The organism is Pseudomonas sp. COW5 (assembly GCF_026240005.1).
Taxonomy (GTDB): domain Bacteria; phylum Pseudomonadota; class Gammaproteobacteria; order Pseudomonadales; family Pseudomonadaceae; genus Aquipseudomonas; species Aquipseudomonas kribbensis.
Genome location: NZ_JAPHVP010000001.1, coordinates 1,219,372 through 1,237,754, shown reverse-complemented (window position 1 = coordinate 1,237,754; position 18,383 = coordinate 1,219,372). Strand labels below are relative to the sequence as shown.

Annotated in this window: 15 protein-coding genes; 5 read left to right on the top strand and 10 right to left on the bottom strand. The window is 61.5% G+C overall.

All coding sequences use genetic code 11. From position 1 onward, the window contains the following. Positions 1-14: 14 nt before the first annotated feature. Genes OQ248_RS05695 through OQ248_RS05685 form a run of 3 tightly spaced genes read left to right on the top strand, consistent with a single transcriptional unit; the run spans position 15 to position 3,271 of the window. Positions 15-2,207, top strand: coding sequence for an FUSC family protein (locus OQ248_RS05695; RefSeq protein WP_265812270.1), 2,193 nt, complete (start codon positions 15-17; stop codon positions 2,205-2,207). Beyond that, positions 2,197-2,397, top strand: a complete 201-nt coding sequence (locus OQ248_RS05690; RefSeq protein WP_003221811.1) for a DUF1656 domain-containing protein — start codon at positions 2,197-2,199, stop codon at positions 2,395-2,397. The genes OQ248_RS05695 and OQ248_RS05690 overlap by 11 nt, the downstream gene beginning before the upstream one ends. A gap of 10 nt (positions 2,398-2,407) precedes the next feature. Beyond that, positions 2,408-3,271 (top strand): HlyD family secretion protein, encoded by an 864-nt coding sequence (locus OQ248_RS05685; protein ID WP_265812269.1) that lies wholly within the window; start codon positions 2,408-2,410, stop codon positions 3,269-3,271. 44 nt (positions 3,272-3,315) lie between these two features. On the opposite strand, the gene OQ248_RS05680 is transcribed toward OQ248_RS05685, so the two are convergent. After that, the gene (locus OQ248_RS05680; RefSeq protein WP_265812268.1) at positions 3,316-3,714 is read right to left on the bottom strand and encodes a DUF4440 domain-containing protein; all 399 of its coding nucleotides are present in this window, start codon (positions 3,712-3,714) and stop codon (positions 3,316-3,318) included. Next, the gene (locus OQ248_RS05675; protein ID WP_265812267.1) at positions 3,711-5,081 is read right to left on the bottom strand and encodes an MFS transporter; all 1,371 of its coding nucleotides are present in this window, start codon (positions 5,079-5,081) and stop codon (positions 3,711-3,713) included. The genes OQ248_RS05680 and OQ248_RS05675 overlap by 4 nt, the downstream gene beginning before the upstream one ends. Before the next feature lie 109 nt (positions 5,082-5,190). Here OQ248_RS05675 and OQ248_RS05670 point away from each other — a divergent pair, with 109 nt between their 5' ends. Next, positions 5,191-6,072, top strand: a complete 882-nt coding sequence (locus OQ248_RS05670; protein WP_265815069.1) for a LysR family transcriptional regulator — start codon at positions 5,191-5,193, stop codon at positions 6,070-6,072. A gap of 7 nt (positions 6,073-6,079) precedes the next feature. Here OQ248_RS05670 and OQ248_RS05665 read toward each other — a convergent pair whose 3' ends face one another. Both OQ248_RS05665 and OQ248_RS05660 read right to left on the bottom strand, forming a co-directional pair. Continuing rightward, on the bottom strand, positions 6,080-6,904 hold the full coding sequence (locus OQ248_RS05665) for an SDR family oxidoreductase (RefSeq protein ID WP_265812266.1): 825 nt from the start codon (positions 6,902-6,904) through the stop codon (positions 6,080-6,082). Between the two features lie 35 nt (positions 6,905-6,939). Then, a complete protein-coding gene (locus OQ248_RS05660; RefSeq protein WP_265812265.1) occupies positions 6,940-7,404 on the bottom strand; it encodes a multidrug transporter in 465 nt (154 codons plus the stop codon). Positions 7,405-7,585: 181 nt separating this feature from the next. Here OQ248_RS05660 and OQ248_RS05655 point away from each other — a divergent pair, with 181 nt between their 5' ends. Further along, complete coding sequence (locus tag OQ248_RS05655; protein ID WP_265812264.1) at positions 7,586-10,333, top strand: RHS repeat-associated core domain-containing protein; 2,748 nt, start codon at positions 7,586-7,588, stop codon at positions 10,331-10,333. Between the two features lie 80 nt (positions 10,334-10,413). Here the strand turns inward: OQ248_RS05655 and OQ248_RS05650 are convergent, their stop codons facing one another. The 6 genes from OQ248_RS05650 to OQ248_RS05625 form a co-directional block, all read right to left on the bottom strand. Continuing rightward, positions 10,414-11,865 (bottom strand): mannose-1-phosphate guanylyltransferase/mannose-6-phosphate isomerase, encoded by a 1,452-nt coding sequence (locus OQ248_RS05650; RefSeq protein WP_265812263.1) that lies wholly within the window; start codon positions 11,863-11,865, stop codon positions 10,414-10,416. Positions 11,866-12,021: 156 nt separating this feature from the next. Further along, a complete protein-coding gene (locus OQ248_RS05645) occupies positions 12,022-12,678 on the bottom strand; it encodes an alginate O-acetyltransferase AlgF (RefSeq protein ID WP_265812262.1) in 657 nt (218 codons plus the stop codon). A gap of 14 nt (positions 12,679-12,692) precedes the next feature. After that, complete coding sequence (locus OQ248_RS05640; protein WP_265812261.1) at positions 12,693-13,868, bottom strand: alginate O-acetyltransferase; 1,176 nt, start codon at positions 13,866-13,868, stop codon at positions 12,693-12,695. A 10-nt stretch (positions 13,869-13,878) separates the two neighbouring features. Next, positions 13,879-15,444: an MBOAT family protein gene (locus OQ248_RS05635; RefSeq protein ID WP_265812260.1), complete on the bottom strand. Its 1,566-nt coding sequence runs from the start codon at positions 15,442-15,444 to the stop codon at positions 13,879-13,881. Between the two features lie 348 nt (positions 15,445-15,792). After that, positions 15,793-16,917: a mannuronate-specific alginate lyase gene (locus tag OQ248_RS05630; RefSeq protein WP_265812259.1), complete on the bottom strand. Its 1,125-nt coding sequence runs from the start codon at positions 16,915-16,917 to the stop codon at positions 15,793-15,795. Between the two features lie 8 nt (positions 16,918-16,925). Further along, the gene (locus OQ248_RS05625; RefSeq protein ID WP_248744431.1) at positions 16,926-18,377 is read right to left on the bottom strand and encodes an alginate O-acetyltransferase; all 1,452 of its coding nucleotides are present in this window, start codon (positions 18,375-18,377) and stop codon (positions 16,926-16,928) included. Positions 18,378-18,383: the final 6 nt, after the last annotated feature.

Genomic DNA, 18,383 nt, shown 5'->3' with positions numbered 1-18,383 from the left:
TTGAGCAAGACCAAATGACTCACCTGCCCGCACCTTTGCGCTGGCTCTACTCCCTGGAATGGCGCCGGGGTTTCTTCGACTGGGCGCGCAGCGACGGCGTGACCTGGGTCTACATCTTCAAGGTGTTGATCGCCGCGTTCCTGACCCTGTGGCTGGCGATGCGCCTGGAATTGCCGCAACCGCGCACGGCGATGATCACTGTGTTCATCGTCATGCAGCCGCAGAGCGGCCAGGTGTTCGCCAAGAGTTTCTATCGCTTCCTCGGCACCCTGGCCGGGTCGGCGATGATGGTCACGCTGATTTCGCTGTTCGCCCAGAACACCGAACTGTTCCTCGGCTCGCTGGCGATCTGGGTCGGCATCTGCTCGGCCGGCGCCGCCCGTTGCCGCAACTTCCGCGCCTACGGTTTTGTGCTGGCCGGGTACACGGCAGCGATGGTCGGCTTGCCGGCGCTCGCCCATCCCGATGGCGCGTTCATGGCGGCGGTGTGGCGGGTGCTGGAGATTTCGCTGGGGATTCTCTGCTCGACCCTGGTCAGCGCCGCGATCCTGCCGCAGACCGCCAGTGCGGCGATGCGCAACGCCTTGTATCAGCGCTTCGGTGTGTTTGCCCTGTTCGTTACCGATGGTCTGCGCGGGCGCAGCAAACCGGAGTCGTTCGAGGCCAGCAACGTGCGCTTCATCGCCGAAGCGGTGGGGCTAGAAGGGCTGCGCAGCGTGACGGTGTTCGAAGACCCGCACATGCGTCGGCGCAACGGCCGGCTCAGTCGCCTGAACAGCGAGTTCATGGGCATCACCACCCGGTTCAACGCCTTGCACCAGTTGCTCGAGCGTCTGCGCGTCAATGACGAAGAGCATGTCGTGGCGGCGATCAAACCGGGCCTGCAGGATCTGGCCGAAGTGCTCGACGGCTTCAGCGGCCGGGCCCTGACCAGCCCGGATGCGGCGCGTCTGGTGACGGCGCTGACAGCTTACAAGGAAGGTTTGCCGACGCGGGTGCGCAGTCTGCGGGCGGCGTTCCAGGAGAGCGCGCCGAGCGAGGCCGAGCTGCTGGATTTCCACACCGCGTACGAACTGCTCTATCGCTTCGTCGATGACCTGCACGGTTATGCACAGACCCACGCGTCGCTGGCCGATCACAGCCACGAACGCGAGCGCTGGGACGAGCCGTTCACCCCGCAAACCAGTTGGTGGGCCGCAGCAGCTTCGGGGATTCGTGCCGCGTTCATCCTGGTCGTGCTCGGCAGTTACTGGGTCGCCACGGCGTGGCCGAGCGGCGCGACCATGACCCTGATCGCCGCCGCCACCGTGGGCCTGTCGGCCGCCACACCGAACCCGAAACGCATGGCGTTCCAGATGGCCTGCGGTACGTTCCTCGGGGCGTTGATCGGCTTCGTCGAGATGTTTTTCATCTTCCCGTGGATCGATGGTTTTCCGCTGCTGTGCGTGATGCTCGCACCGGTGATCGTGCTCGGTTCGTTCCTCGCCTCGCGGCCGCAATACGCCGGTGTCGGCCTGGGGCTACTGATCTTTTTCAGCACCGGTTCGGTTCCGGACAACCTGACGATCTACAACCCCTACACCTTCATCAACGACTACATCGCCATGGTCATGGGCATGTTGGTTTGTGCGGCGGCGGGGGCGATCATCCTGCCGCCGAACAGCCGCTGGTTATGGCAGCGTCTGGAGCAGGATTTGCGCGGGCAAGTGGTGTACGCGATCAGCGGCAAACTCAAGGGCCTGGCGTCGAGCTTCGAAAGCCGTACCCGCGACCTGATGCATCAGGCTTATGGTCTGGCGGCCGGTCAACCGCAAGTGCAGAAAAACCTGCTGCGCTGGATGTTCGTGGTGCTGGAAGTCGGCCACGCGATCATCGAGCTGCGCAAGGAACAGGCGATCCTGCCGGTGCACCCGGCCTATGCCGAGTCCCAGCCGTGGCGCCAGGCGATCCGGGTCATGGGACGCTCGCTGGTGCGGCTGTTCCTGCAACCGAATGCGAGCAATCTGGAACGCGCACTGGTCGCCGTCGATCACGCAATCAGCCGTGTCGCCGCCACCGACGAGCCGTTTGCGCCGCACTTCGATACCTCGGCACTGCGGCGGGTGAAAAGCTACCTGCACTTCATCCGCACCTCGTTGCTCGACCCGCAATCGCCCCTTGCTGCCCATGCCATCGCCAAGCCCGAAGGACTTGCCCATGCCTCGTGAAATCGCCTTCCACGGCGTGTACATGCCGACCATGACTCTGATGTTTTTCGTTGCTGCAGCACTGGCCTGGGCGCTGGACCGGTTCCTTTCGGGGTTCGATCTGTACCGCTTCTTCTGGCACCCGGCGCTGCTGCGCCTGAGCCTGTTTACCTGTCTGTTCGGCGCGATGGCGCTGACTGTCTACCGTTGAGAACGTTCTGATGAAAAAGTTTTTCAGCCTGCTCGCGACCCTGCTGGTGCTGGCCCTGGCGCTGTGGATCGGCCGCACGTTGTGGGAGCACTACATGAACACCCCGTGGACCCGCGACGGGCGGGTGCGCGCCGATATCATCAACGTTGCCGCCGACGTCACCGGTGAAGTGGTCGACGTGCCGGTACGTGACAACCAATTGGTGAAAAAAGGTGATCTGCTGATGCAGATCGACCCTGAGCACTACCGCCTCGCGGTGAAACAGGCGCAGTCGCTGGTGGCTTCGCGCAAGGCCACGTGGGAGATGCGCAAGGTCAACGCCCATCGCCGCGCCGACCTCGACAACCTGGTGATCTCCAGGGAAAACCGCGACGACGCCAGCAACATCGCAGACTCCGCGCTCGCCGATTATCAACAGGCTCAGGCGCAACTTGAAGCGGCTGAACTCAACCTCAAACGCACCGAAGTGCGGGCGGCGGTTGACGGCTACGTGACCAACCTCAACGTCCATCGCGGCGACTACGCGCGTATCGGCGAAGCGAAAATGGCGGTGGTCGACATGAACTCGTTCTGGGTCTATGGCTTCTTCGAAGAAACCAAACTGCCTCACGTGCGGGTTGGCGACAAAGCCGACATGCAACTGATGAGCGGCGAAGTCCTCAAGGGTCATGTGGAAAGCATTTCCCGCGGCATCTACGACCGCGACAACCCGGAAAGCCGCGAGCTGATCGCCGATGTGAACCCGACCTTCAACTGGGTACGCCTGGCCCAGCGGGTGCCGGTGCGGATTCACATCGATGAAGTGCCGGAAGGTGTGCTGCTGGCGGCGGGGATTACCTGCACCGTTGTTGTGAAGCAGGATACTGTCGAGTAATTCGTTGGCGAGGGAGCAGGCTCCCTCGCCATGACCGGGCGGTTTCAGCCTTGGCAAAACGTCTCGTGCAGATGCCGCCAGATCACCCGCCCGGATTCGGTTTTTTCAAACACTACGGTTGAACGTCGATCCGTGTGCAACCCACTCGTATCGCTCTGTTGCTCGCGATAACTCACCGTCGCACCGCGTTCATGCAGGGCAATCCCTCGAAGCTCGCCAAGCTCGATCCTGAACCCGTTCTTCTTGCCGCCCGCCATTTGAAACAACGCACGTAACGCCTCCAGATCCAGCACGCGCCCCAGTGGCGTGACCATGGAAAACCGTGGCGAAAAACGCGTCAGCAATCGTTCCAGTGCAGCTTCTTCTTCCTCTACGGCAAACCATCGTTCGATGGCCTCATGGGCCTGGATCACTTCGTCAAAATAAGCGGTGTAGTCAGTCATGTGGATTGTTCCTGAAGGGCAGGTGAGTTCAGCAGGGCGAGCACTTTCGTTGAATCGAAACGCAGTACCGCGACCATCGGCAACAGCGTCAGCAACGCGGCGGCGAGAAAGCAGTATTGGAAACCGTTGGTGCCCAACGCGCCCAGCAATGAGCTGAGCAGCGCCGCGCCAAGGCAGAAACCGAGCTGGCGATTGATGTTCCACAGGGCGCTGGAGTGGCCCATTTTTTCCGGCGTGATGCCGACAAACGCCAGGGTCTGCGCAGTGACGCTGCACAGACTGCCGCCCAGCCCCATCAGGGCGTAGGCGAAAATCAACGGGACGCTGGCGGGGTGGTCGATCTGCATCAGCACGACAATGCCCAGGCATTGCAGCAGCATCCCGGCAATCAGCAATGGCTTGGGGCCGATCCGGTTGAAGCTGCGTTTGCCCAGCATGATCGCCACGCCCGAGGCGGCCGCCCAGGACAGCATCAGCGCTCCGGTTTGTGCTGCGCCGAAACCGAGATCGTGCAGGTACAACACGGCAATCATGTTGGTGCCGGTAAAGATGCCGGGCACGAACAGGTAGATCAGCATTGCCAGTCGCAGTGACGGGTTCTTGATCAGTTGCAGATCAAGGACTGCACCCGGTTTGTTCCAGCCATCGCGCAGGTAAATCCACAACGTGATGACGCTGAGCAGCAGGACACCGCCCGCAATATGTCGGGTTGCGGGGGCGCTCGCCAGACTGACGGCGATCAACAACAGACTCAGGGCCGACACGGCCAGCAGCAGGCCTCGAGCATCCAGTGTCGGGCGTTCACTGGTTGCCTGATCCGGTTTCAACCAGAGCAGGCCCAATCCGAAAGCCACGAGCGCCATCGGCAGGTTCAGGTAGAAAATCCAGCGCCACGACAACGCTTCGACGATCAAACCGCCCGCCGCCGGTGACAGGGCCGGCACCATCAGCGCCACCAGCAGAACCACACCGGTGAAGTGCGCGCGCTGTGTTGGAGGAAACTCTCGATAGGCCAGCGCCTGACCGACCGGCAGCAGCAACCCGCCTCCCAACCCCTGCAGCAGCCGCCAGCCGATCAGGCTTTCAATCGAGCTCGCCTGAGCGATGAGCCCGGAGGCGACCCCGAACATCAGCAACGAACCGAGGATCAGCCGCCGTTCGCCCACCCGTGCCGCCAGCCACACGCTCATCGGAATGATCAGCGTCAGCCCGAGCATGTAGGCGTTGGTGATCCACGCCAATTGGGTCACCGAGGCGTGCAACTGCGCAGCGATGTCCGGGTAGGCGATGCTCGCGGCGAACATGTTCAGCAGGTCGAGGGCGAAGCCCAGCAAATACACCAGCGCGACTTTCGAGCGATAGGCCATGGCAGCTTCCCTGTGATGAAGCGTGCAGGGTAGGGCGCTTGCGTCGATAGAAATACGCTGGTTTGGCTGCTAGTTTGTCAAAATTATTTTGACAGTGGACGCGATGAGCATGGTCAGCCTGGATCGATTCGATACCTTCAAAGCCGTGGTCGAGGCCGGTTCGCTGACCGCCGCCGCCGATACGCTGGGGCAGACGCGGGCGGTGGTGAGTTTCAACCTCAAGCGGCTGGAAGAAGAGTTGGGCGTTACCTTGCTCACCCGCAACACGCGGCAACTGGCCCTGACCGATGCCGGTGAGCGCTTTTACCGACGCTGTCTGCGCACCCTCGACGAAGCGCGGCTGGCCATCGAAGAGGCTCGCTCGGAGCACTCACAGCTCAAGGGCACCCTGCGTATCACCACGACCGTGGAGTTCGCGCTGGCTCAGGTGGTGCCGGCGCTGGAGGTGTTTCGACAACAGCAGCCGCAACTGAACATTCACTTGTCCACGTCCTCGACCCATGCCGATCTGATCTCCGAACGTTTTGACATGGCGATCCGCCTGGGCCGCATGCACGACTCCAATCTGCGGGCGGTGCAGTTGTCGACGTTCGAAGTGTTTGCCGTGGCGGCGCCGGGGCTGGTCGAGCGATTTGCGCCGGTCAACACGCTGGCGGTGCTGGAATCGATGCCGACCCTGGGGCACGGGCGAGTGCCGGAAATGACGGTCACGGACCCGGCCGGCACCGAGCATCTCTACCAGCCAAAACCGGGAACCACCGCCATCGTCGCCGACAACTCGGCGACCCTGCGTGCCTTTGCGCTGACCGGGCAGGGCGTTGCGATTCTGCCGCAGTGGCTGATTCAGGAAGACCTCGACACCGGGCGGTTACAACGATTGTTGCCGGATTACCGCTTCGCCCAACAAGGCGTGTACGCGCTCTACCCGGACACCCGGCACCTGCCGCTGAAGGTGCGGGCGTTCATTGATTTCATGAAAGGGTGGGGCTGACCCGGTCTCAGAGTTGTCCGCGCAAGCCAAAGCGCTTCATCAACGTCGACTCCAGCAACCCTTTCGGCAACAACGTCGCCAGCAACGGCAACGCCCGACTGCCATTACCGATGCGGATCAGCCGTGGCGGTTTGCTTTGCTGCACTGCCTTGAGCAACTCCGCAGCAAATTCGCTGGCCGGCGTCGGTTTGTCCTGCGAGGCCTTGGCCCGTGCCCGAATACCTTCACGCAACGGAAACCACGGCGATTGTTCGTTGATCAATTGCTCGGCCTCCTGCCCGGCATTCTTGGCGAAGCTGGACTGAATCGCTCCGGGCTGCACTTCCATCACGCGAATGCCGAACGGTGCGAGTTCCATGCGCAACGCATCGCTCAGCGCATGCACCGCCGCTTTCGACGCGCAATACGCACCAGCGAACGGTGTGACCAGAACCCCGGAAACACTGCCGACATTCACCACCAGGCCTTTCGCCCGGCGCAGCACCGGGAACAGCGCGCGGGTCACGCCGACAATCGAAAACACGTTGGTTTCGAACTGACGCTGCATGGCCGCCACGCCGCCGTCGAGCAACGGCCCCATGGCGCCGTAACCGGCATTGTTGATCAGCACATCGAGGCCGCCGTGTTGCTGGTTGATCCGCTCGGCGAGTTGCTCCAGCGCTGCGTTGTCATTGACGTCGAGCTGCACTGCTGTGAATCCGGCCGCGCTGAGCGCGGCGACATCTTCAGCCTTGCGCGCACTGGCCCAGACTTCGTAGCCAGCGCTTTTGAAGGCATCGGCGAGGGCGCGGCCGATGCCGCTGGAACAACCGGTAATCAACGCAACGGGCATGGCGCATTCCTTGTGCAAAGTGTGAGGGGAGGGGATCAGTCGGAGAAACTACCCTGCAATCGCTCGGCGCGAAACTCCAGGGTTTGCGGGCGATAACCGGGACGTAGCGGCGGCATCGGCAAGCAGTCTTCCCAATTGCCGCCGGCCTGCAGTTCGCCGGGGCCGCGATAACGTGGGGCGGCGTATTGATTGTCGGCCAGATTCACGGTGTCGCCCGGCGCGTACGCTGCGATGCGCCAGCGCAGTTCGGTCAGCGGCACGTCGTTGCCGTTGTTCATCTTAAGTTGCAGCGGACGGTCCGCCGGGCATTGCCCGGGTGCATAGGTGATGCGCAACTCGAGCCGCGCCAGTTGCTTGATCTCGCGGTTGTCCAGCCACACCACCCACATTGCCACCAGCCCGAGGCCGACCGCGGCAGCCATGGACACCGGCAAGGCCTTGGCCGGGTAGCGCAACAGCAGGATCAGCCAGGTGATGACCAGCAAGACGCCGATGAACATGTGCGAACGCTCCTTGAACTCGTGATGACCATCCTACCGAAGGGGCGCGGGAATGGACATTCACGGATTCAGCGAAGGCGCCGTCGGTCGGAACTGTAATTTCTGACAGTAGCCGACCCGCGTTGTGCCTGCTCAGATGCCAGAGGCACAACGAACGCCTGTCGCGCGGGGAGCGCGCTCCATGAGCTTGCACTTCAATACGCCAAGGATGTCTGTGGTCGACCCGCGCGGTTTGCCGGTCCGCACGGTCGACTATTGTCGAGACATCGAGGACGGACCTGTCGAGTCCCGGATCAACCGCACGCTTCACGATCCGGCAGGACGTGCGGTGAAACAGTGGGATCCGCGACTTTGGCTGTCACAAACCGGCGACCTGTTGACGCCGGCCAATCTGACGCAGATATTCGCTCTGGACGCCAAGGTGATTCGTTCGGACAGCGTCGATGCAGGCACGCAAATCGAGTTGAAGGGGCTCGCTACGCAAACGGTGCTCGGTTGGGACAGCCGTCAGACGCTGCGCGAGATCGAGCACGACAATTTGCTGCGCCCCGTCGCGATGTTCGAAGCAGGCACAGGCGAGCGTCGGCGCTGTGTCGAGCGCCATACCTACGGTCATCCCGGCAGCGGGGATCAGTCGCGAAATCACTTCGGTCAGCTGATTCGTCATGACCATCCGGCGGGCAGCGTGCTGTTCAGCGCGTTTGCAATCAGCGGCCCCTGCACCGAGGACACCCGCCACTTCACTCTGGATCCGCTGACACCAGACTGGCCGGAGCAGGAGGCGGATCGTGCACCGCTGCTGGAACCCGGCGCGGGTGCGACATCGCGGTGGCGCCATGGTGCGCTGGGCGATGTGCTGGCGCAGACGGATGCTCGAGACAACCGGCATGCATTCGCGCTGACCGTCGATGGCCGCTTGCACGAGCGCCGATTGCAGTTGAAGGGGGAGCCTGAGCGGGTCGTCGTCACTGACATCCGCTACAACGCGCAAGGCAACGTCACTCGGCAAACTGCCGGCAACGGTGTCCAAACCACCCGGACCTATCGCCCCGAAGACGATCGCCTGTCGGGCCTGCGGACCGAAGACGCCCACGGTCTCGTGCTGCAGAACCTGCGTTATGAATACGACCGCATGCGCAATGTCCTGAGTATCGAAGACAAGGCGTTGCCGATCCGTTACTTCGCCAATCAGCGCATCGAACCGGTCAGTCGCTTTGAGTACGACAGTCTTTACCAGTTGATCAAGGCATCCGGCTGGGAAGCCGGCGCTGTCAATCAGGGCCCGCAATCGATGGGGCGCATCGATCCGGCGGCGATCAGGAATTATCAGCAGACTTACGAGTATGATTCCGGCGGCAACCTGCGCAAGCTGATTCATGTCGGACCACAAAGCCACGGGCGCAAACTGCGACCGGCGAGTTACAGCAACCGCTCTTTACCTTACACGGACGTCATTCCCGGCGATCCGCAAATCGAAGCGGCCTACGACCGCAGAGGCAACCTGTTGCAACTGGAACCGGGGCGGCTGCTGAGCTGGAACCTGCGCAATCAGCTGCAATCGGTCAGCCCGGTGGAGCGTGACTCCGAGGTCAACGACCAAGAGGTCTATCTCTACGATGGCAGCAGTCAGCGGGTGCGCAAGATTCGCTTTTTGTTGACCAATGCCCGCATCCTGGTTGCTGATGTGCGCTATTTACCTGGACTGGAGTTGCGCACCCACATCGGTACCGGTGAACGGTTGCAAGTCATCATTGCCGACAACGCTCAAGTACAGCACTGGGAGCGCCAGCCGCCTTCGGGAGTCAACAATCGGTATCGATACCAACATGTCGATCACCTGGATTCGGTCAGTCTGGAAACCGCCGATGACGGTGCGATGATCAGCCGGGAAACGTTTCACCCTTTCGGTACCAGGGCCTGGCAGGACGGCGAACTCAGCTACAAATTCGTCCGTTACTCAGGCAAGGAACGTGATGCCACCGGGCTGTACTACTACGGCTTTCGTTATTACATCCCATGGCTGCAGCGCTGGCTGAATCCTGACCCTGCGGATGCAGTCGATGGGCATAACCGGTTTCGAGCGATGCGTAACAGTCCGGTGGTTTACAGAGACCCTGATGGCCGCGATCCGGAAGTGACGGGTGTTGACCGGGTTTACTACGACCTGGCGGACCAAGGGCTGGTCCATCCGGTTCAAGCCGCAGGAATGCAGGCTGTTCGGCGTCATTTCGAGCATGATCCGAACCCGGATGTTCAGGCTTACCGCCGTGAAATCCCCGTGGCATTGACCGAGCTTGGCGCAAGAAGTGATTCACTGCTCAACACGCATCAGGCCCATGTGATTGCCGCTGCCCGAACCCGTACCGCGTCACCTTCCGGCGCGGTGCTGTATCACTCGGGAGAGTTGCTGTCTTCTGTCATGACCCAGGTGGTGGGGGAGGCTGTGACGAGTCGCGTCATGGGCCCGATGTCTGTCGCCTTCAACAGCCCGGTTGAAGATCCGCAAGTCCTGGCCAGCAGACGGGGTGCGGTGGCCAGCACTTTCAGGGTCGGTGGGCAAATACTGATGCATTCGGCTCATCCAGCGTTGCAGGTGGTGGGGGCGGCGGGCGTTGCAATGGGAAATGTCATGGAGGCGTCGGAGGCGCAGACACGCATTCAGTACCGAATGCTGATCTCTGCGGCCAGCGTGGCGAAGCCCGTTGTCGAGCATGCTCCGGAGGGGGGGCTGACGTCCCTCGCTCAGAGCTTTTCCCAACCACCCCGGACGCTGTTTGACGAACAACCGGCGACCCCAAGCGTTTGGGCACAACAGCTGTTCCAAGCCGGGTTTGCCTCGCCTTCTTCCACAGTGCAAGGGGAGGCGCAGTCTGTAGAGCCCGAAGCGATGTACATGCACCGTTCCCGTCGCGGTTCGCACCATGGCTAGAGGCAAGAAACCCCCGCACGGCCTCCTGCGGATAGGGGACGCAGCGGGCTGGGCGAGGGCTTCTTGTGTTTGCGGAACGCTTACTGCGCGATGGTTTTCACCGACACGCCACGTTCGATCGGGGTCGAGCGACCGTAGATATCCTCGAAGCGCTCGATATCGTCTTCACCCAGATACGAGCCCGACTGCACTTCGATGATTTCCAGCGGGATCTTGCCCGGGTTGCGCAGGCGATGGACCGAGGCGATCGGGATGTAGGTCGACTGGTTTTCGCAGAGCAGGAACACGTTCTCGTCGCAGGTCACTTCGGCCGTGCCGCTGACCACGATCCAGTGTTCGGCGCGGTGGTGGTGCATCTGCAGCGACAGGCACGCACCCGGTTTGACCGAGATGTGCTTGACCTGGAAGCGACCACCCATGTCCACCGAGTCGTAGGAACCCCACGGACGGTAGACCTCGCAGTGGTTCTGGGTTTCGCTGCGGCCCTGCTCGTTGAGCGTATTGACCATCTGCTTGACGCCTTGGACCTTGTCCTTGTGGGCGATCATCATGGCGTCCTTGGTTTCGACCACGACGATGTTTTCCAGACCGATCACCGACACCAGTTTGCCGTTGCCGTGGATCATGCAGTTCTTGCTGTCCTGGATCACCACATCGCCCTTGCTGACGTTGCCGTTGGCGTCCTTCTCGTTGACTTCCCACAGCGACGACCAGCAGCCGACATCGCTCCAGCCTGCCGACAGCGGCACCACGCAGGCGCGCTGGGTTTTTTCCATCACGGAGTAGTCGATGGAGTTGTCCGGGCAGCAGGCGAAGGTGGCTTCGTCGAAGGTGATGGTGTCCGGATCCTGAGTGCTGCGCTCCAGGGTCAGCAGGCAGGTGTCGTAGATGTCCGGATCGTGCTTTTTCAGTTCTTCGAGGAAGCGGCTGGCACGGAACAGGAACATGCCGCTGTTCCAGTAGTAACCGCCGGACTCGACGTATTCGGTGGCGCGTTTGACGTCGGGTTTTTCCACGAAGTGCGAAACGCGGCTCACGCCTTCCGGCAGCAGCGAATCGCCGGTGGACTTGATGTAGCCGTAACCGGTTTCCGGTCTGGTGGCTGGCACGCCGAACAGTACCATCTCGCCGTTTTCGGCAGCGACGGTGGCCAGGGCCAGCGCACGTTGCAGGGCTTTCTGGTCTTCGAGAACGTGGTCGGCCGGCAGCACCAGCATCAGTTCGTCGCGACCTTCATTGACCAGCATCATCGCGGTCAGCGCCACGGCCGGCGCGGTGTTGCGACCGAACGGTTCCATCAGGATGCGCTGGCATTCGAGGTTTCGGTTGCTCAGCTGTTCGTTGACGATGAAGCGGTGATCCTTGTTGCAGACCACGATCGGGGTGTCCATGCCTTCGAACACCAGACGCTCGAGGGTTTGCTGGAACAGTGTGTGTTCGCCGGTCAGGGCGAGGAACTGCTTGGGAAACTGCTTGCGCGAAAGCGGCCAAAGACGTGAACCGCTACCACCTGACAAGATCACCGGAATCATATTGTTTACTCCATAAAATCGATTGGGTTAGAGCCCCTGTGGGAGCGAGCTTGCTCGCGAAGGCGGCGTATCAGTCGACACATCTTGTGAATGTCGGACCGCGTTCGCGAGCAAGCTCGCTCCCACAAAGGGGAATTGCGTCAGTTCAAAAGTTGCTTAGCGAGTCGACACCGGGCGCTTCACCCAGACTGGCGACAGATTGCTGCCGTTGCCGGTGACATACAGCACGGCTGCCTCACCGCGCTCCAGCGCAACCGGTTTCACGTCGCCGACTTTCTTGTCGCCCTCGTACAGCGCGAGGCTGACTTTCACCGGGTTGATTTCACGCTCGCCACGGCCCTTGGCGGCCACGTTCGGCACCACGTCGGTCTTGCCGTCGGCGGTCTTCAGGGTCAGCGGTTTGTCGCTGAGGTTCTGCACGCGCACCAGGGATTTCTGCTTGTTCTTGAACGGCGGTTCTTCGATCAGTTGCGGCGCGCCGGAGGCGTTGTTGACTAGCGTGTAGTAGTGGTCACCGGCGAGTTTCACCGGCAGGGTCTGGCTGCCGACCTTGGCGCTGTAGTCACCGCCCGGCATGAAGCTGAAGTCGCTGCTGGCCAGCGGTGCGACGTCGCTCAGATTGGTACTGCCGACGGTGGCGCTGACTTCGGCGTTGCTGGCGTTGTAGACCCGCACGAAGGTCGAGCCTTTCGGTGCGGTCGGGCCGTACAGCGCGGCGTCGCCACCGGCAAAGGCCTGGACCGACAGCATGCTGAGGCCAGCGACCAGAGCAATGCGTTTGGCGAGACGACGAGGAGTTGTAGTGAAAGTCATGGTGTACCTCTCTTTCAGTTTTGCGCCCGATCGGGCGTCTCGGATTTAGTGTTTACCGCTACGTTTTGTTGGCGCGCGCCGGCTTGTTTAAGCTCTGCGACCCACTGCGGGTCGGCGTCGCCGATTTCGTTGTTCACAGGCAGATATCGTTCAGGAAACTCCCAGATCAGCACCTGTGGCGGGCTGTTCTTGAAGTCATCGCTTTTCAGGTAGCTGAGCATCGGCAGGATCGGACCGTGGCCGTCTTCTGCGTAGTTGACGACGTCGCTGTGCAGCGCTTGCTTGAGCGCACCGACGAAGTTCCAGTTGGGATTGGCGCTGTAGCTGGTACCGATCAGCGCGACCGGCACTTCGCTGTTGGCGAACAGCGCGTCGTCACCGGCAGGCTGCTCGGCGGCGGCCACGGTGTTGCGCTTTTGCAGCGGCTCTTGCGCCGGCATCAGGTTTTCGAACAGCGGATCCAACGGCAGGAACAGACGCAGGTCGCCCTTGTGCGTGACCTTCTCGGCGGGCGTGGTGACGAAACGCTGCGGCTCGCCGCTGAGCGGGAACTTGTCGGCGATGGTTTTCGCCAGGGTGTTGGCGGCGATTTCCGCGCCTTCCGGGGTCCAGTGGGTGTCGGTGCGCAGGAACACTTGCTGACCGTTCTGCTTGGCCTTTTGCAGCGGGCCGAGCAGGTCGGGGGCGAGAATCTTGTCGGCCGCGACACGGGCGTGGAAGTCCTGATAAAGGTTGGCGTGGATGCTCGCCGGTTTCACTTCACCCAGGTGTTCCGGGTACAGGCGAACCTTGGCCGGCACGATCGCCATCACCAGTTTCACGCCTTTCTCTTTCAGGGTCTGGCGCACGCCTTCGACCAGCGCGTAGTTGCCTTGCAGGTTCAGCTCTTCGTTGACGATCGGGTTGAATTCCTCATCGCTGTACAACCACTGATCGCGACCGAGCACCACGCCCGGACGACCTTCATTGAACAGTTTGAAATCCAGCGCGGCCCAGAGATTGGTACCCAGACGCTTGATCGGGAATTCATCGTCGTAGTGGGTTTCCACGGCTTTGGTCCAGCGGCCGTTGAGCACTGTCGCGTCGGCGTTGGTGCTGAAGCCGAAGAAGCTGCGCACCGACCACAGACCGAGCACCAGCAGGGTCACCAGAAACAGCGCGATGTAGAAGATGCGTAATGAGCGGGTCATGTCAGATCCCTCAGAACTGGAAGTAAAGGAACGGCGAGAAGCTTTGCGCCGAGAGTTTGAGAATCGAGGCGATGAACAGCAGCAGGATCAGCCCGCGCATCACGTAGCGCGACCAGTCCGCCGTCCAGTACGCCGGTTGCACCTGGGCGTCGACGCCGACGGTGTAGCCGGGTTCGTGGATGCTCGCCGGGTTTTCGCCGGGGGCAGCCTTGATCAGGCCCGGGGTTGCTGCGGCAGGGCCATCGGACTCGACGTTGACCACAGGTTTGGTCTTGACCGGAGGCTTGCTGGTGTACAGATCACGCAGGCCGAAGAACGCCAGCGTCACGTAAGCCACAACCAGAGTCGCCACTTGCAGACCGGTGAGGCTGGCCTGATTGAGTTCCGACAGCGACCAGTCGCCGAAGCTGAACATCGCGCCGTACATGCGCCCGGCGACGTGCAGGTTCTCGGCGCGGAAGATCACCCAGCCCATGACCACCAGCAGGAAAGTCAGCGCCCAGCGGATCGGGTTGAGGCTGCGCGGCGAGGTGTTGAGACCGAGCATTTTTTCGATCGCCAGCCACATGCCGTGCCACGCACCCCAGACGATGTAGGTGATGTTCGCACCGTGCCACAGACCACCGAGGAGCATGGTCAGGAACAGGTTGCGATAGGTCATCAGCGTGCCTTTGCGGTTGCCGCCGAGGGTGATGTAGAGGTAGTCGCGCAGCCAGGTCGACAGGCTGATGTGCCAGCGGCGCCAGAACTCGGTGATCGACTGGCTGATGTACGGCTGCTTGAAGTTTTCCATGAAGCGGAAACCCATCATCAGGCCCAGGCCGATGGCCATGTCGCTGTAACCGGAGAAGTCGAAATACAGCTGCGCGGTGTAGGCCAGCGCGCCGAGCCAGGCATCGCCCGTGGTCGGGTTTTGCAGGGCGAAACAATGGTCGGCGACCACGGCCAGGGTGTCGGCGATGAACACTTTCTTGATGAAACCCTGCATGAACCGGGTGCAGCCCTCGGAGAACTTGTCGAGGGTGTGGGTGCGGTTGTTGAACTGGTCGGCCAGGTCACGGAAACGCAGGACCGGGCCGGCGATCAGGTGCGGGAAGATCGCCACGAACGCCGCGAAGTCGATCAGGTTGCGGGTGGCCGGGGTGTCGCCGCGGTAGACGTCGATGATGTAGCTGATCGACTCGAAGATGTAGAACGAGATACCGATCGGCAGCAGCACGTGGGTCAGGATGAACGGTTCGAGACCGACCGACGTCATCATCGCGTTGATGCTGTCGACGCCGAAGTTGGCGTACTTGAAGTAGCCGAGGATGCACAGGTCCACCGCCACGCCGAGCAGCAGCCAGCGCTGGGCCGGTCTGGTGCGCACGCCGGCGGCGCCGACTTTCAGGCCGATCCAGTAGTTCCACAGGGTGACGCCGGCGAACAGCGCCAGGAAGTCCACTCGCCACCACGCATAGAACACGTAGCTGGCGATCAGCAGCAGCAGATTGCGATAGCGTTGCCCGCTCAGGTAGTACAAGCCGAGAAAGATCGGCAAGAACAGAAACAGGAACACGTTGGATGAAAATACCATCCCGATCTCTCCATGTTTGAACCAACAGTCAAGGGCCAAAGCCCCCCCAAACCCCCCGTGGTGTTGGAGGGGTGAAACGATGTTTCTTCGAAGGTTGTGGGTGGCCTTGCGACCGCAGCCCTCACCCCCCGCCCTCTCCCGGAGGGAGAGGGAGCCTGATCTCCATGGCTTTCAAAAATGGAGATCGACTTGGTACTTCTGTGCAGCCAATGGCGCCTTGTCTCAGTCGCTTTCAAAACCTGAGAACAACTCGGTAGCTCAGGTCGGCGTAACTCTCAAAAGCACCTCGGTCAGTCCCCTCTCCCTCCGGGAGAGGGCTAGGGTGAGGGGGCTTTTGCCTTTCGCTTCTCATGACCCCTTGTTGCCCTTTTCGTGTGAAGGGTCATAGACCTTGGTCAGGTCGCCACCCAGTCGAAACGTCTTGAACGGCTGCATCCCGTGCTTCTTCTCCAGCACATCCGGCGAACAGGTGTAGAGGCTGCAGAACGGTTCAAGCCAGGCGAACTTCATGTCCTCTTTCAAATCGGTCATGTCCTGTTCCTTGCCGTTCTTCTTCTCGAAGTCCTCGGGATCTTTCACCCCGGCCAGCACCCGGTCGCCCAGGCGTTTCAGCGCGCCGTTGTTTTCCTGACGCAGATCCACACCGTTGACCTGAGCGAAACTGGCAATCATCGCCAGCGGCGGCAGGGCGTAGTTGTGATAGGCGAGGGCGCGTTGCTGGCGCTTGAGTTCGTTGGGCAGGTAGCCGTCGGCGTCGATCTGATTGACGCCGACCTTGTATTCCTTGACCGCCCAATCGAACAGGTCGCGGCGGTTGGTAGCGATGGACGTCGCCATCACCGACCAGGCGGCCCAGTACGAGTGGTTGTTGGTTTTTTCCAGCGGCAGGTTGTCCCAGTCGCTGACCACCTGATCGGCCATCTTGCTGAACCAGGCTTCGATCAGTTGGGCTTCCTGCTGGTGCTGGGCCAGCGGATGGGAGTCGGAGAACTTCAGGCGAATGTACGAAGAGGCCATGCTGCCTAGCGCCCATTTGCGCATCGACTTGCCGGTGTGGTTGAAGTCCTTGGACATCAATGCATCCGCCCGAGCCCAAGTAGCCAGCCAGTTCAGCGTGCAATCGAGCTGTTCCGGGCGACCGTCGCGCATGAACTGCATCACCCGCTTGGCGGTGCCGCGCTCCAGCGTGGTGATGTCTTTGGTGGTGTCGCGAAAGGCTTTTTCCGACTGCACGTTCAGCGTGGCGCGGGCCTTGTCCGAGCCTTCGTATTTGCTGCGAAATTGCAGCGGCCCGGTGTAGGGCGCCGGCATCGCATCACAGCCTTCGCTCTTGTCGCCGGTCTTGAATTTATCCACGGCGGCGAAGTAGCCCTGAGGCGGACGCAGTGGCGCGGCGGCCTGAGTGGCCCCGGCGAACATCGCCAGGGTCAGCAGGGAAGGCGCAAGCAGGTGTTTGATCGTTCGGTTTCGCATGGCAGACCTCATTGCCCGACCTGAGCGGTTTGTTGCCCAGCACCCGGGAATACGTTGCGTTTGCAGATTTTCGCTTCGACTTTCTGTGGCGCGGTGCCCGCATCCGGGCCCTGGACTTCGACCGCCAGCAGGTTCTGCGAGGCCCAGTCTTCGTCCGTGCGCAACTCAAAGGCGAAACGACCGTCGGTGTCGGAGGTTTCCGGTTTTTCGATCTTGATGTCCTCGTGGCGACCGTTCATGTACCAGAGGGTGGCTTGCAGTTTTTTCACCGAGGGGTCGGCGAAACGGATGTCGACCTGATGGCCGCTGTTCTGCAGGTTCAGGTTCTTGCTGTTGACCAGCAGTTCCTGTTTGCCGCCGGGCTTGAGCGTGGTGCTGGCGGACATTTGCGTGTCTTTGCCTTCGCAGCCGTTGTCGAGCAGGGACATCATCTGGCGATAGATGGTTTCCTGGTCGAGGCGATACAGCGGCGAGAACTCCCAGATGAGGATTTTCGGCGGCGTCTTCTGGAATTCGTCGCTGCCCAGGTACTGCAACATCGAACCTTCCAGACCGCCGCCGGGGAAGGCGACGTTGAGAATGTCTGCGCCGATGGCTTCTTCGAGGAAGCCGGCGAAGTTGTAGTTCTTGCCGCTGTGGGAAGTACCGACCAGGGTGATCTGCGGATTACCGGAATCGCCGAACAGGTCGCCGTCACCGGCCTCACCTTTCGGCTCGGTGGTGAACTGGTCCATGTACTGGATCGCGTAACTGGTGCCGCACAGCTGCCCGGCCATGTTGTGCAGGGTGCCGGTCTTGCCCATGCGCCCGGAACGTTTGGTCTCGAATTCACGCTTGGGAATGTCGGCGAAGGCCGGGATCTGCTTGACCTTCTCGGCGACGATTTTCGCCGTGCGCTGCGCACCGTACGGCGTCCAGTGCTGGTCGCCACGGAAGTAGAAATCGTGGGCGGGCAGGGTGTCGGGCAGCGATTCGTTGGTCAGCGGCGACAGGTCCGGCACCACGTAACCCATCTGCGCGAAACGGCCGAGCATGGTCTTGTAGTTGCCCAGCGCCTTCTCGTAATCGAACGCGGCTTTTTCCGCCGGGTTGAGCTTGTTGCGGTTCACCAGGCCACGGGTCGGCTGGTAGACGATCACCAGTTCGACGCCTTTGGCCTTGAACGCATCGTGCAACTGTTGCAGGCGTTTGTAGCCGGCCGGGGTGGTGTTGAACTCGGTGCGCAGGTCTTCCTGGGTCCGGAACAGCCAGTCGCCCTGCGCCTGCACCAGGGTGGTGAAGTTCTGCTGGTAACGGGTGGTGTAGTTCTTCGCATCATGCGCTGCCGGGCACAGGCTGCAGCACGGTTCGGCCGTGAATTTCGGTGCCTGGACTTCATCCGCGCGGGCGCCGTTGCTGGCCGCCAGAATGCCCACGGTCAGGGCCGACAGGCTGAGTAATTTGATCAGGTGTGGGTGCATAAAATT